The 13,423-nt window shown below is 62.5% G+C and carries 17 protein-coding genes; 4 read left to right on the forward strand and 13 right to left on the reverse strand.

The window, feature by feature from the left end; translation table 11 throughout:
* Nucleotides 1-8: 8 nt before the first annotated feature.
* From FIU94_RS05055 to pip, 5 genes are all read right to left on the reverse strand, one after another.
* Entirely contained in the window at nt 9-629 is a 621-nt protein-coding gene (locus FIU94_RS05055; protein ID WP_152464738.1) for an RNA-binding protein, read from the reverse strand.
* A gap of 22 nt (nt 630-651) precedes the next feature.
* Nucleotides 652-2,268 carry a transcription termination factor NusA gene (gene nusA, locus FIU94_RS05060; RefSeq protein WP_152464739.1) on the reverse strand — a complete coding sequence of 539 codons (1,617 nt, stop codon included), beginning with the start codon at nt 2,266-2,268 and terminating at the stop codon, nt 652-654.
* Nucleotides 2,268-2,849 (reverse strand): ribosome maturation factor RimP, encoded by a 582-nt coding sequence (gene rimP, locus FIU94_RS05065; protein WP_152464740.1) that lies wholly within the window; start codon nt 2,847-2,849, stop codon nt 2,268-2,270. Before rimP ends, nusA begins: the two co-directional genes overlap by 1 nt.
* A gap of 135 nt (nt 2,850-2,984) precedes the next feature.
* Entirely contained in the window at nt 2,985-3,845 is an 861-nt protein-coding gene (locus FIU94_RS05070; RefSeq protein WP_152464741.1) for an ABC transporter substrate-binding protein, read from the reverse strand.
* Nucleotides 3,842-4,813 (reverse strand): prolyl aminopeptidase, encoded by a 972-nt coding sequence (gene pip, locus FIU94_RS05075; RefSeq protein ID WP_152464742.1) that lies wholly within the window; start codon nt 4,811-4,813, stop codon nt 3,842-3,844. Before pip ends, FIU94_RS05070 begins: the two co-directional genes overlap by 4 nt.
* A gap of 48 nt (nt 4,814-4,861) precedes the next feature.
* Between pip and ubiG the strand changes: the two genes are divergently transcribed.
* On the forward strand, nt 4,862-5,608 hold the full coding sequence (ubiG, locus tag FIU94_RS05080) for a bifunctional 2-polyprenyl-6-hydroxyphenol methylase/3-demethylubiquinol 3-O-methyltransferase UbiG (protein ID WP_152464743.1): 747 nt from the start codon (nt 4,862-4,864) through the stop codon (nt 5,606-5,608).
* On the opposite strand, the gene FIU94_RS05085 is transcribed toward ubiG, so the two are convergent.
* The 4 genes from FIU94_RS05085 to FIU94_RS05100 are packed head-to-tail and all read right to left on the reverse strand — an operon-like array spanning nt 5,595 to nt 7,916.
* The gene (locus FIU94_RS05085) at nt 5,595-6,029 is read right to left on the reverse strand and encodes a MarR family winged helix-turn-helix transcriptional regulator (protein WP_152464744.1); all 435 of its coding nucleotides are present in this window, start codon (nt 6,027-6,029) and stop codon (nt 5,595-5,597) included. The genes ubiG and FIU94_RS05085 overlap by 14 nt on opposite strands.
* Before the next feature lie 12 nt (nt 6,030-6,041).
* On the reverse strand, nt 6,042-6,884 hold the full coding sequence (locus FIU94_RS05090) for a carbon-nitrogen hydrolase family protein (RefSeq protein WP_152466951.1): 843 nt from the start codon (nt 6,882-6,884) through the stop codon (nt 6,042-6,044).
* The gene (grxC, locus tag FIU94_RS05095) at nt 6,884-7,141 is read right to left on the reverse strand and encodes a glutaredoxin 3 (protein WP_152464745.1); all 258 of its coding nucleotides are present in this window, start codon (nt 7,139-7,141) and stop codon (nt 6,884-6,886) included. The genes FIU94_RS05090 and grxC overlap by 1 nt, the downstream gene beginning before the upstream one ends.
* Nucleotides 7,142-7,181: 40 nt before the next feature.
* The gene (locus FIU94_RS05100) at nt 7,182-7,916 is read right to left on the reverse strand and encodes a ComF family protein (RefSeq protein WP_152464746.1); all 735 of its coding nucleotides are present in this window, start codon (nt 7,914-7,916) and stop codon (nt 7,182-7,184) included.
* 11 nt (nt 7,917-7,927) lie between these two features.
* Here FIU94_RS05100 and FIU94_RS05105 point away from each other — a divergent pair, with 11 nt between their 5' ends.
* Both FIU94_RS05105 and hemH read left to right on the forward strand, forming a co-directional pair.
* Nucleotides 7,928-8,746 (forward strand): methyltransferase domain-containing protein, encoded by an 819-nt coding sequence (locus FIU94_RS05105; protein WP_152464747.1) that lies wholly within the window; start codon nt 7,928-7,930, stop codon nt 8,744-8,746.
* Nucleotides 8,747-8,798: 52 nt separating this feature from the next.
* Nucleotides 8,799-9,845 (forward strand): ferrochelatase, encoded by a 1,047-nt coding sequence (hemH, locus tag FIU94_RS05110; RefSeq protein ID WP_152464748.1) that lies wholly within the window; start codon nt 8,799-8,801, stop codon nt 9,843-9,845.
* A 101-nt stretch (nt 9,846-9,946) separates the two neighbouring features.
* Here hemH and FIU94_RS05115 read toward each other — a convergent pair whose 3' ends face one another.
* Together FIU94_RS05115 and FIU94_RS05120 are read right to left on the reverse strand one after the other, a co-directional pair.
* Nucleotides 9,947-10,129, reverse strand: coding sequence for a hypothetical protein (locus FIU94_RS05115; RefSeq protein WP_152464749.1), 183 nt, complete (start codon nt 10,127-10,129; stop codon nt 9,947-9,949).
* Nucleotides 10,130-10,270: 141 nt separating this feature from the next.
* On the reverse strand, nt 10,271-10,882 hold the full coding sequence (locus tag FIU94_RS05120; protein ID WP_152464750.1) for a L,D-transpeptidase: 612 nt from the start codon (nt 10,880-10,882) through the stop codon (nt 10,271-10,273).
* Between the two features lie 169 nt (nt 10,883-11,051).
* Between FIU94_RS05120 and FIU94_RS05125 the strand changes: the two genes are divergently transcribed.
* A complete protein-coding gene (locus tag FIU94_RS05125; protein WP_152464751.1) occupies nt 11,052-11,561 on the forward strand; it encodes a CAP domain-containing protein in 510 nt (169 codons plus the stop codon).
* Nucleotides 11,562-11,580: 19 nt separating this feature from the next.
* Here the strand turns inward: FIU94_RS05125 and FIU94_RS05130 are convergent, their stop codons facing one another.
* Complete coding sequence (locus FIU94_RS05130) at nt 11,581-12,078, reverse strand: murein L,D-transpeptidase family protein (RefSeq protein WP_152464752.1); 498 nt, start codon at nt 12,076-12,078, stop codon at nt 11,581-11,583.
* A 114-nt stretch (nt 12,079-12,192) separates the two neighbouring features.
* On the reverse strand, nt 12,193-13,413 hold the full coding sequence (locus tag FIU94_RS05135; RefSeq protein WP_152464753.1) for a class I SAM-dependent RNA methyltransferase: 1,221 nt from the start codon (nt 13,411-13,413) through the stop codon (nt 12,193-12,195).
* Nucleotides 13,414-13,423: the final 10 nt, after the last annotated feature.

Here is a 13,423-nt window from a genome sequence, read left to right on the forward strand (position 1 = left end):
TAGCTCGTCTATCCTTTCGACTGGCCCTTGCCAGTCTCGATTTTGCGCACGCCTTTAAGTCGTTGGGCTTCCTCTACAACACGTAGCGTGAGTCCACCAGAGGCGAGCGCCCCATGTATCACAGTTTGACGTCCGAAAGCCAAACCCAATTCATTTGCCGTCAGCCAACCAATGTAGTGGCCATAGTGCGGCGTGCTCAATTTGCTCTTGCCGCGGCCCGATCCGTCAGACGCCTGGATCAAGACCTCCGCCTCTTCATTCTGCAGCCAGGCCTTGACCTTTTCGTACCCCGCAACGGCACCACCGCCCTTGCGCTGCAACGAGATCAGATCGACGACGCGCCGGGCCAGCTGCCGCTCCACTTCCTCGATCAGGCCATCAGGCACGATGACCTGCTGCTTCGCGGAACGCGAGAAGAGCTTTTTCTTCACCGCCTGTTCCAATGCAGCCCGGTCCGCGGAGACATAAATGCCGCGACCGGGAAGCTTGCCCATGATGTCGGGCACGACCTGCTGGTCCGGACCCACCACAAACCGCACAAGCCCGAACTTCGGCTGCACCTCTCCCGTGGAGATGCATTTGCGTTCGGGACCGTCCGACCGGTCCTTGGATGCGCCACCGCGACCCATCAAGTGCCCCCGAGGCCTGAAATCAGGCCTCGGCCTCCTCGACGGTTTCGCCTTCGTCTTCATCTTCGTCCGCGGTCAGATCCTCGGGATCGACCCAGCCCAGCATGACCCGGGCGGTCATGATCATGTCCTGCGCCTCTTCGAGGGTGATGTCAAAGGGCTCCAGCGTGCCTTCGTCCTTGACCCGTTCACCGTTGACCGTGGTCCAGCCCCCGGCGATTTCCCAGTCGGCGCAGGTCGCGAAGTCTTCCAGCGTCTTCACATCGTCTTTTGCCAGCGCCTCTATCATTTGGGGGGTCAGACCTTCGAATTCAACCAGGCTGTCCTCGACACCCAGCGCGCGGGCCGCTTCCAGCGCCGCCTTGTTCTGCGCTTCCAGCACGTCACGGGCGCGGGCCTGCAGTTCATTCGCGGTGTCCTCGTCTACTCCGTCGATGACCAACAGCTCGTCGATCTCCACATAGGCGACTTCTTCCAGGTTGGTGAAGCCTTCGGAAACCAGCAGCTGGGCAAAGAACTCGTCCAGGTCCAGGTTGTCCATGAACAGCTTGGTCCGCAGCTCGAACTCCGCCTGGCGACGCTGGCTTTCCTGCTCTTCGGTCATGATGTCGATGTCGAGACCGGTCAGCTGCGACGCCAGACGCACGTTCTGACCGCGACGGCCGATGGCCAGCGACAGCTGTTCTTCCGGAACGACGACTTCGATCTTGCCTGCTTCTTCGTCCAGAACAACCTTGGAGACCTCTGCAGGTTGCAGCGCGTTCACAAGGAAGGTCGGCTGGTCTTCGTTCCACGGGATGATGTCGATCTTCTCGCCCTGAAGCTCGTTCACCACGGCCTGCACGCGGGAGCCGCGCATACCGACGCAGGCACCGACCGGGTCGATGGACCCGTCATAAGAGATCACGGCAATCTTGGCGCGTGAACCGGGGTCGCGGGCGACGGCCTTGATCTCGATGATGCCGTCGTAGATTTCGGGCACTTCCATCTTGAACAGTTCAGCCATGAACTCGGGCGCGGTGCGCGACAGGAAAATCTGCGGGCCGCGCTGTTCGCGACGCACGTCCTTGATATAGACCCGAATGCGGTCGTTGGGGCGATAGCTTTCGCGGCCGATCTTCTCGTTCCGGCGCAGGATCGCCTCGCCCGCACCCACGTCCACGATGACGTTGCCGTATTCTTCACGCTTGACCATACCATTGATGATGGTGCCCGCGCGATCCTTGAATTCCTCGTACTGACGGTCCCGTTCCGCTTCGCGAACCTTCTGCAGGATCACCTGCTTGGCCGATTGCGCGGCGATCCGGCCCATCTCGACCGGGGGGACTTCCTCGACCAGCGTGTCGCCTACCTTGGGGTCGTCCAGATACTGCCGGGCCTGTTCCACGGTGAACTCGGCCTGGTAATTCTCGAACTCCTCATCCTCGACCACGGTGCGCACACGGGTAAAGGTCGCGCGACCGGTCTTGCGGTCGATGGACACCCGGATGTCCATCTCAGCGCCGTAGCGGGACTTTGCCGCACGGGCGAGCGATTCTTCCATCGCTTCGACCACGAGGCCGGGGTCGATCATCTTTTCACGCGCTACCGCTTCCGCGGTTTGCAGCAGCTCCAGCTGGTTGGCAGATGTAATGGCCATTAGTCTTCTCCCTCAGCAGACCCGTCTTCGGTCTGAACTTCATCGAAATCTTGTTCGTTCAACGCACCAGCCGCCTTGCGCTGGCGCAGCATTTCCTTGATCAGCTCGTCGGTCAAAACCAGCTTGGCATCAGACAGCCAGCTGAAATCGAGCCCGATGGTACCTTCGTCGACGTTGATCAGGACCTCGTTGCCCTCGACCCCGGCCAGTTCGCCCTTGAAACGGCGGCGTCCGTCGATCAGCTCGTCCGTCTCCAGCTTGGCCTCGTAGCCTTCGAACATGTCGAAATCCTTGAGCCGCGTCAGCGGGCGGTCGATGCCGGGGCTGGAGACCTCAAGCGTGTATTCATCCAGAATCGGGTCCTCGACATCCAGAACGGTGCCGATGGCCTGATTGATCAGCGCGAGGTCATCCACCTCGATCCCGCCTTCGGGCTTGTCGGCCATGACCTGAAGGGTCGTGTTCTTGCCCGACATCAGGCGCACACGCACCAGCTCAAACCCCATGTCCTCGATCACCGGGGTGATGATCTCGGCCATGCGGCGGTCAATGGCGGCTTTTGCTATCAGATCGTTGGACATGGTTCCTTCAGGCACAAAAAAACGGGCGCGCGGCCCGTGTTCAAGATCGGTGGAGCGTTTGGTGTGGACCCTAACGCGCCGCTGTTGAAGACCATATACGCCTGCTTGCGGCCAATCGCAAGGGGCCAACAGAATTCAGGCAAACCACCAGCGTTCCGCCGCACGCAGGTTGTCCAGCGGACGCAGGGCGCTGACCTGCGTGGGTTGCGCAACCGCGGCGCTGACGGCCTGAACCGGCTGACGCGTGTCGGGCATCAGATGAATATCCGGCAAGCCGGACAGCCCCCCCGCATCTGTGATATCCACCGCGTCCACCATGTATTCGCTCAGTGCCTGGCCGCGCACGGATTCAGAGGGGATCGAGGTCAGCTCGACTTCGTCGAACCAGCCGGCGGTGCCGTCGCGGTAATGGCTCGCGACCCGGGTGGCCAGCACCTGTTGACCCGGCCAAAACCGGCGCATCCGGTAAAGCCCGGTGCCGATGCCCGCATCCAGCGCATGGGCGGGCCGGATCACGTATTCCGGACCGGACAGCAACATTGGCAAACCGACGTTGGGCCGCTCCAGCGTGATTCTCAGTCGGTCGGCGCCGGGCGCGCTGATCTCGCCCGCCACGCGCCCCCGCAGGCTGGCAACAGCATCCGCAGCCGTAAAGGCGGCGCCGTCATGAAACGGCACACCGGGCCGCAGGTCGAAGTCCCAGATTCGCGCATCGGCGGAGGCCTTCCAGCCCAGCGCGAGTTCCGCCCGCAGGGTGCCGTCGGCGGCAACTTCGGTCAGGGTGTCGTAGATCAACCCCTGCCGGGCCACCTGCATGAACAATCCGTCACCCTGCACCCATGAATCGCTTCGTGCCCCGCCGGAAAGCGCCATCCGCAACCGCCCTCCGCGCGCCGGAACGCCCGCCGCGCCGACGCCCGTGGCCGCCAGCAACGCCACCGCCGCCGCGCTGGAAAACACCGCCCGGCGGTCAAGGAGAGGCGACCGGCGGCTCATCTGCTGGCGATCCTGTCCATCGTGCGCACCAGTTCCGCGCTGATCCCCGGTTCGGAAAGCGCATGCCCCGCGTTGCGCACCATCGTCAGCTCGCAGGCGGGCCAGCGGGACGCGATGCGATGGGCGCTGACGGGCGGGCAGATCATGTCGTACCGCCCCTGAACGATGGTTCCGGGGATATGGGCAATGCGCGGCATGTGTTCGATGATCTGGCCGTCGAACTCAAGAAACCCGCCATTGGTAAAGTAATGATTCTCCAGTCGCGAGAAAGCACGGGCGTAGTCCGAAGGCCCTTCGTGCGCGGCGCCGGATGAGTGGATGGAGGCCAGCGCATTCTCCCAGGCCGCCCAGGCGCGGCCGAACCGCTGCTCCGTCGGCAAATCGCCCGAGAACAGACGCCGGTGATAAGCCGCGATCAGATCGCGCTGTTCCTCTTTCGGGATCAGCGACACGAACCGGTCCCAGACCTCCGGCCAGAATTTCCCGGCACCGCCGCCATAAAACCAGTCCAGCTCTGCCTGCGTCATCAGGAATACGCCGCGCAGCACCAGTTGCCGCACCGCGTCAGGATGGGTCTGGGCATAAACCAGCGCCAGCGTCGCCCCCCAGGACCCGCCAAAGACGATCCAACTGTCGATCTTCAGCGCGGTGCGAATCAGCTCGATGTCGGCAACGAGGTGCCACGTGGTGTTGTCCGTGACACTCGCATGAGGCCGCGACCGCCCGCAGCCGCGCTGATCAAACAGAATCACCCGGTAGACGGAGGGATCGAAATAGCGCCGCATCGACGGGCTGCAGCCGCCGCCGGGCCCGCCGTGAAACACGACGACAGGGATACCGTCCGGGTTGCCGCATTGCTCGTAATACACCCGATGGCCCTGCCCGACCGACATCATGCCCTGATCGAACGGGTCGATCGGCGGATAAAGATACTGCGTCGCGCGCTTTTGGTCGGGAAACTTATCCATGAGAGACCTATATAGGGGTCAGCACCACAAGAACATAGGGAGCGGAAAATGCAAACGTCTCGAACAACCGTCGATCCGTCGGAAATCTCGAAATTCGAGGCGATGGCAGCCGAATGGTGGGACCTCAACGGCAAATTCAAGCCGTTGCACATGCTCAACCCCTGCCGTTTGGACTATATCACCAGCCAGATTGCAGGTGAATTCGACCGGGACCTGAAGACCGACTCACCTTTCGGGGGCCTGCGCATTCTCGACATCGGCTGCGGCGGCGGCCTCCTGGCCGAACCGATGGCCCGACTCGGGGCCGATGTGGTCGGTGCCGACGCCGCCGAGGGGAACATCCCGGTCGCCCGGATCCATGCCGAGCAGTCCGGCCTTTCCATCGACTACCGCCACACCACCGCCGAGGCGCTTGCCGACGCGGGTGAAGCATTCGACGTTGTCCTGAACATGGAAGTGGTCGAACATGTCGCATCCCCCATCGACTACCTCACCGCCTGCCACGACCTGCTGAAGCCCGGCGGCCTGCACATCTGTTCGACGATCAACCGCAACCCCAAGTCCTACGCCATGGCCATCGTCGGCGCCGAGCACATCATGCGCTGGCTGCCTAAGGGCACCCATGAATGGTCCAAATTCATCACTCCGGACGAATTGTTCGACCTGTTGCGGCAGGCGGGTCTGGAACCGGTGGACCGCAAGGGATTCGTCTTTAACCCCTTGTCGTGGTCGTGGCGACTGTCCGACAAGGATCTGAGCGTGAACTACGTGACGGCCAGCGTCAGGAAAGCTTGATCCGGATTTCACGCAGAATCGGCAGGGCCGCGCGGGTCTGGTTTTCGCCCAGGCTTTCCACCACCTCGTTGATCATAGGGGCAATGGCCGCGACCGCATCGTCGCGCGCCTGACGGCCTGCCGGGCTGATCGCGACCATCTTGCGGCGGGCATCGTCCCAGTCGGGCCGGATGTGGACATATCCCGACCATTCCAGCTTTGTCAGTGTATTGGTCATTGCTCCGCGCGTTACGCCAAAGCGTTCCGCCAGTCGCGCGGGGCTGCTTTCATCGCCATGCCAGGCCAGGTGATTGAGCACGGAGAAATGAGAAATCTCCATCCCCTTCGGCAGGACCCGGGTCAGACGGCTGCGCACGGCGTGATCCGCTGCCAGCAGTTCGCTGAACAGCATGATCGCAATTGTCTGACTGTCATCGCTCATCCATTGACCCGGTCAAGAGTTCACTTGAGGCGGGTCAAAGTCCCGCGCGTTCGTCAGGCTGGGTACCTTTCCCCGCGCCCTGTCGACATCATCCATATCCAGGGTGAAATTGTAAACGCCGGGTGCGACGCCCGCATCCAGCAGCACCTCGCCCCACGGCGAGACGACAAGGGAATGACCGTAACAGTCACGGGTCTTGTGCGCGGCGCTCGCGTGGGTGCCGGTCTGAGCGGGAGCGATCACGAAACACCCCGTCTCGATGGCGCGCGCGCGCAGCAACGCGTGCCAGTGGGCCGCCCCCGTCACCGGAGAGAACGCCGCAGGCACCGTAACGATCCGGGCACCGGCCCGCGCCAGCGCATTGTAGAGCAGCGGAAACCGCACGTCGTAACAGACGCTCATCCCGATGCGACCGAACGGCGTATCGGCAACCACCGCCTGCGCGCCCGGCCTGTAACCGGCGGATTCGCGGTAGGTCTCCGTCTCGTTGATCTGCACGTCGAACATGTGGATTTTGTCGTAGCGCGCCACGATCTCGCCCTTGGGGTCGATCAGGAAGGACCGGTTGGCAAAGCGGCCATCGGCATCCCCGGTCTTCAACCCGAGCGAGCCGAGCAGCAGCCAGACGCCCGCCTCCGCCGCCGCCTTCCGCAATGCGGCGAGCGTGATGTCGTCCGTTTCGTGCATCAGCACGTCTTGCTGGTGCGCCCTGCTGGTGGAAACGCAGTTCGTCACCTCCGGAGTCAGGATGAACTCTGCCCCCGCGGCAACGGCTTCGCCAAACATGGCCAATGTTTGCCCAAGATTGCCGCTGGGGTCGTCCGAGACGTTAAGCTGCAGGATCGCGCCCTTCATCATGCGGCCAACATGCCATCCAGCTTACCCTCGCGCTCCAGCGCATAAAGCTCATCGCACCCGCCAACGTGGGTGTCCTCGATGAAAATCTGCGGCACGGTTCGGCTGCCGTTCGCCCGCTCGATCATCTCGGGCTTGCGGTCCGGATTGGCCAACACGTCCACCTCGGAAAAGCTGACGCCCTTCTGGGTCAGCAACCGCTTGGCCGCGTGGCAGAAGCCGCAAAGCGGCGATGTATAGATCTCGACAGATTTCATGTCTGGCCCTTTCTCAACAAAATAGGTGCTTGAGCCTGACTTAAGTGTCTTTGACCACGCGCGCCAGTGTTACCACACATACCTGACCGGACCCGGCGGCCAGACAGGCCGCTGTCGCGGCGGCCAGAGTGGCGCCCGAGGTCATGACGTCGTCGACCAGCAGAACAGGGCGCGACCGCACCATCGTACGCCGCGCGGGGTTCAGGCGAATGGCGTCCTGCAGCGCGTCAAACCGCGCCTCCCGCCCCAGCCCGTCCAGCGATGGCGTTGCGCGGTGACGTTGCAACAGGTCGGGACACCAGGTTCGAGCGGACTCTCGGGCAATCGCGCGGGCCAGCAGGGCGGACTGGTTGTAGCGGCGCGATGCCATGCGACGCCAATGCAGCGGAACCGGCACAATCAGCGTGTCCTCCCGCAAGAGCGGTTGGGCCGCCGCTGCCATCCAGCAGCCTGCTGGCCGCGCGATCTCCTGCCGGTCGCCATGTTTAAGCGCCAGAACCAGCCTGCGGCCGGTATCCGCGTACAGCACCGCGGCCCGGCCCTGCGCCCAGGGTCGCGGGCTTTGCAGGCAGGCGTCACAGGCAAGCACATCAGTCCCGGCCATCCCCGGAAGCGGCGCCCCACACATGTCGCAGATCGTGCTCCCGATGAATGCGACGCCGCGCCAGCATGGGCCGCACAGGCCATAGTCACTGCCAACCACATCGCCGCAGGACAGACAGCGGGCCGGATAGACAGCGTTCAACCCGGTTTGCAGTCTCTCCAACAACGGCATATTGGTCCCCCATGACCACCCCGGCCCCCCTGACCGACCAGATCGCATTGGAATTCCGCCGCGCACGCGCGCAGCCGGAGGCACTGTTCCTGCACCAGCAGGCCATAGACGAGATCCAGGATCGGCTCGCGATGGTTAACAAGTCGTTTACCGACGCCGCCGTGGTCACGGATTTTCCCGGTGTGTGGGCCGCTGCCTTCCCCGACGCAGCAGTTGCACCTGTGACCGATACACTGCCCTTTGGCGTACAGGCGCATGACCTGGTGATGCACGCCATGGCGCTGCACTGGACAAACGATCCGGTCGGCCAGCTGGTTCAGTGCCGCCGCGCGCTGCGGCCCGATGGGCTGTTCATAGGCGCCGCTTTCGGCGGACAGACACTGCAGGAACTGCGGGCCTGTCTGGGGCAGGCGGAGGTTGCGGTGACAGGCGGGATATCCCCGCGTGTCGCCCCGATGGGCGAATTGCGCGACATGGGTGGGCTGCTCCAACGGGCGGGCTTTGCACTGCCGGTGGCGGATTCGGTCCCCCTGACGGTGTCGTATCGCGACGCCTGGGCCCTGATGCGCGACCTGCGGGCGATGGGCGAGGCCAACGCGCTGCACGCGCGGTTGCGCACGCCCACCGCCCGCAGCGTCCTGAACGCTGCCGCAGACCTGTATCAGACCCATTTCAACGATGGCGAAGGCCGGGTTCTGGCCACGTTCGAGCTGGTCTTTCTGACCGGCTGGGCACCCGATGACAGCCAGCAGAAACCGCTCCGTCCAGGGTCGGCCCAGCAAAGGCTGGCGGATGCGCTGAACACGGATGAGACAAAGTTGCGCAATTGACCCTGCGGGAAATCCGGGTATTTCAGCACAATACGTTGACCAAGGACAGATCATGCAAGCCGCGCGCCCGCCACATGCCAACGCCGACCACCCCGCTGTTCCAAAGGAACGTGTCGGCGTTCTGCTGGCCAATCTCGGCACGCCGGACAATTACGACTACTGGTCGATGCGCCGTTACCTGGGCGAATTCCTGTCGGATCGCCGGGTGATCGACTACTCTCCCTGGCTGTGGCAACCGCTGCTGCAACTCGTCATCCTCAGCAAGCGCCCCTTCTCCAGCGGTGCCGCGTACAAGAGCATCTGGAACGAAGAGGCCGGGGAAAGCCCGCTGATGACCATCACCAAGGCGCAGACCGCCAAGATGGAAGCGGTGCTGAAGGCGCGCTACGGCGACGATGTCATGGTCGATTACTGCATGCGGTACGGCAATCCATCGACGCAGTCCAAAGTCGCCGCGATGACGAAGGCGGGCTGTACCAGGATCCTGTTCTTCCCGTTATACCCGCAGTACGCCGGGGCAACCTCCGCGACGGCCTGCGACGCATTCTTTGCCGCGCTGGGCAAGGAAAAATGGCAACCCATCGCGCGGGTGGTGGAGCCCTATTTCGACCGTCCCGACTATATCGAGGCATTGGCCCAATCCATCGAACGTGCCTATGCTGCCGCCTCGAAGCGCCCCGATATCCTCATCTGCTCGTACCACGGGCTGCCGATCCGCTACCTGATGGAGGGCGACCCCTACCACTGCCAGTGTCAGAAGACGACGCGCCTGCTGAAAGAGCGGCTGGGCTGGGACGACACCCGAATCATGACGACGTTCCAATCGAAATTCGGCCCCGAAGAATGGCTGCAACCCTACACGGTTGAGGAAGTCGCAAGGCAGGCGGAAGCGGGCAACAAGACCATCGCCGTCTGCGCGCCCGCCTTTTCGGCCGACTGCATAGAGACGCTGGAAGAGATCAACGAAGAGATCAGGGAAAGTTTCGAGGCCGCGGGGGGAGAGGATTTTACCTATATCCCCTGCCTTAACGACGACGACGCCCATATCGACGCATTGTCGAACGCCGTTCAGGAGAACCTGAAGGGTTGGCTGGACTGACCGGCTGAAGCTCCGTCAACCGACGCCAGAAATCTCGTAGTTCGGGCAACAAAAAAGGCGGTGTAGAACACCGCCTTTTTCGATTTGGTCGTCGCTTTGACTTAGTCAGCTGCGACTGCAGCAGCCACAACGGCCAGCAGGATCAGCGGAACCAGAACACCGGAGGAAGAAGAAGTTGCTTCTTCAACGATGACGGGCGCTTCAACGATCGGCTCTGCCAGCGAACCGGCGTATGCAGTCGAAGCAGCAGCTGTCAGAGCAGCGGCGAGAACGAGTTTTTTCATAGTATAACCTCCAGAAAAGGCGTGTTGCACAGATATGCAAACACGCACCCAAGACTTACCTCGTAAAACTTTGTAAACAGCATAACCGTGGGATTGCAAACCCGGATTCCGTTTCACCGCTCTACATGCCGGGAAATGTCGTCAAATAAGCAACACCTGCGTGCCCACCTTGGCCATCTCGTACAGCTCTTCGATGTGCTGGTTATAGAGGCCGATGCACCCGTTGGAAGACTTGCGTCCGATCTTGCGCGTGTCGTGCGTGCCGTGAATGCGGTAGTAAGTCCAGCTGAGGTGCAGCGCGCGGGTGCCCAGCGGGTTGTCTGGGCCGGGGCCGACATAGTCGGGCCACTCCGGGTTGCGCTCTTTCATCGACGGTGTCGGACGCCAGTCGGGTTCGGGGTCCTTCAATGTCACCCGCGTACGGCCACGACGGGTCAGATCCTCTGTCAGCGGCACGGAGGACGGGTACAATTTGTAGATGCTCTGGTCTTCTGACCAGAAATGCACCGCGCGGCTGTCGATATCGACCAGAATCGCGCCGTTCCGGGTGTTGTCGAAATAGGGCTGCCAATCCAGCATCCGAAAGCTCGAAATATTCCGACGCACAGACTCGTTCAGGTCGCGTTCGGTCTGGGTCGTCGCCGGCGAGTTGAGGCCGGTCGTGGACTGGGCGAGGGCGGGGGCGGCAATCATCGCTGCGGAACCCGCAAGGAACGCGCGACGGCTACCGAATTTGTTGTGCTTGTCGGACATTATCATGTCTCCATCAGAAAGCATTTAGGGAATTGTCCAAGATATATGACCCAACAGTCTCAGTATCAAATCAAAGACCTGTCATCAGGCGAGGTAACGCCGATGTGGGTTTGATCTGCAACGCCGTCCGCTGTAGGAGAGGCGAAACACAAACCCGTGGAGCTATGCCGTGATCCGTATTCTGTCCGTCCTGATGGCGTTCTGCCTTGCCCTGTCAGCCTGTGCGCCCGCCGCACCCCAACTGGGCAGCGACGGCAAACCGTTGCCCAAGGCATATCGGATTCGCGACAGCGAAACCGGCAAGGTCCAGTTTCGGATGCTCGATGCCGTCAATGCCCTGCGCGGCGCTGCCGGACAACAGCAAGTGCAGCTGGATCCACAGCTGAACGCCGCCGCGGCGACCCATGCCCGCGATATGTCGGTGCAGAATCGCCCCTGGCACTTCGGTTCCGACGGGTCTTCTCCGGTCGATCGCATCAACCGCGTCGGCTACCAGGGCGGCCTCGTTGGCGAAACCATTTCCGAAACCTACGAAACAGAGCTGGAAACGCTGGCGGCCTGGATGGATCAGCCCGACACCCGGCGGGTGATCATGTCACCCGACGCGCGCAACATGGGGTTTGCCTGGTTCCAGGAAGCAGGTGGGAAGCTTTGGTGGACACTGGTGATGGGGAACTGATCAACAGTTCCCCCACCCATCACGGGTTCAGCAGGATCGGCGTGCCGTCCCGCACCATCGCATAGATGTTTTCGATATCCTTGTTCCGGACCGCGATGCAGCCCCAGGTCCAGTCGCCCTTGTCCTTGCGCGACGGGTCCTTCTGACCGTGGATAAAGATGTCGCCGCCCGGCTTCTCACCCAATTCTTCGGCCCGCTGGCGGTCCAATTCGTTCGGATATGAAATCCCCAGCGACAGGTGAAACCTGCTGTTCGGGTTGCGGCGGTCGATGACGTAGGTGCCTTCGGGCGTCTTGCCGTCGCCTTCGATCTGCTTGTGACCGACAGGGGCAAAGCCCAGCATGATATCATATTCCTCAAGCACCCGGTCGTGGTGCAACAGCCACATCCTGCGGTCCTGCTTGTTCACAACGACGTAAGTTACTTCCGGGCCGTTATAGCGTTTGAATTTGCTGCTGCTGCACGCACCCAGCGCGACAAGCGCCGTGCCCCCCAAAATGAGTGTTCTGCGTTTCATCCGATTCTGTCCTGCCTGACGGGTCAAATTTATCTTTGCCTCTCGCTATCACATACCCCAAATTGCGCCGTTCAAAAAGTGGTGAGTCGCAACCAACCCCGCAGCTAGGCGTCTTTACACCGGCTTGGAGAAACAGGCGGCAAGTTCCGTATGGGGGGACCAGCGGAACTGATCCACCACCTGAACCCAGTCCAGCGTATAGCCAGCGCCAACCAGGGTGGCAGCGTCGCGGGCAAAAGTCACCGGGTTGCAAGAGACATAGGCGATCCGGGGCACATCCGTCCTGACGATCTCTGCCACCTGCCGTTCGGCCCCTGCGCGCGGCGGGTCGAGCACGATGGCGTCGAACCTCGACAATTCGTCCGGCAGCATCGGGCGGCGATACAGGTCGCGTGCCTCGGTACTGACGGGTTTCAACCCTTCGGCCAGGCGCCATCCCTGGTCCAGAGCCTCCAGCATTTCCGGCACGCCCTCGACCGCGTGCACGCGCGCCGTGTCTGCCAGCGGCAGCGTAAAGGTGCCGCATCCGGCAAAGAGGTCGGCGATTCGCGCCGCCGGGCCGACCGCCTCTTTCACCGCGTCACACAGAGCCGCCTCGCCATGGCGGGTCGCTTGCAGGAAAGCGCCGGGCGGCGGCAGAACGTCAGCCTTGCCGAATCGCTGCACCGGGCGAAGCCGCATGGCAATGGTTTCGCCATCCCAACTCAGCCGGGCCAGGCCCAGCGCCTCTGTCGCCTGCGCCAGGGTGTGACGCAAAGGACCATCCAGGGGTTTGCCCTGTGACACGCTCACATCCAGGCCCGCATCGCTTAGCGTCACGGTAACGGCCAGCGCCGCCTTGCGGCTGGTGCCGATCAACGCCAGATGTGCCGCAATGTCGAGCCCACCCGTCAGGTCAGGGTGCAACAGCTTGCAGTCCGGAATTTCGATGATGACGTCCGATGCCCGACCGTGAAAGCCTGCCATCGCGCTCTTTTTCGTCCGCCGTGCGGCGAAAGTCGCCCGGCGACGCGACTGCGCGGGCGACGTGACGATCGGCCTGAGTTCGGCGTCCACCCCCTGCGCGCCAAGAGAGCTGCGGACGAACTCCTGTTTCCAACCCGCCACGAAATCGTCCGAGGCATGTTGCAACTGGCATCCGCCGCAGGACTTGAAATGACGGCAGGGAGGCGCGACACGTTGATCCGACGGCTCCAGGATACGCACATCCGTCAGGGTGTCATTCTGGACGGTACCGCTGACCGTCTCTCCCGGCAGCGTCATGGCTGCGTAAAGCGGTCCTTCCGCGATGCCGTCGCCGTGATGGCCCAGCCGAATGATGCGATGTTCTGTCATGCCAGCGCCA

Origin of the sequence: Sulfitobacter sp. THAF37 (assembly GCF_009363555.1) — a bacterium.
Taxonomy (GTDB): domain Bacteria; phylum Pseudomonadota; class Alphaproteobacteria; order Rhodobacterales; family Rhodobacteraceae; genus Sulfitobacter.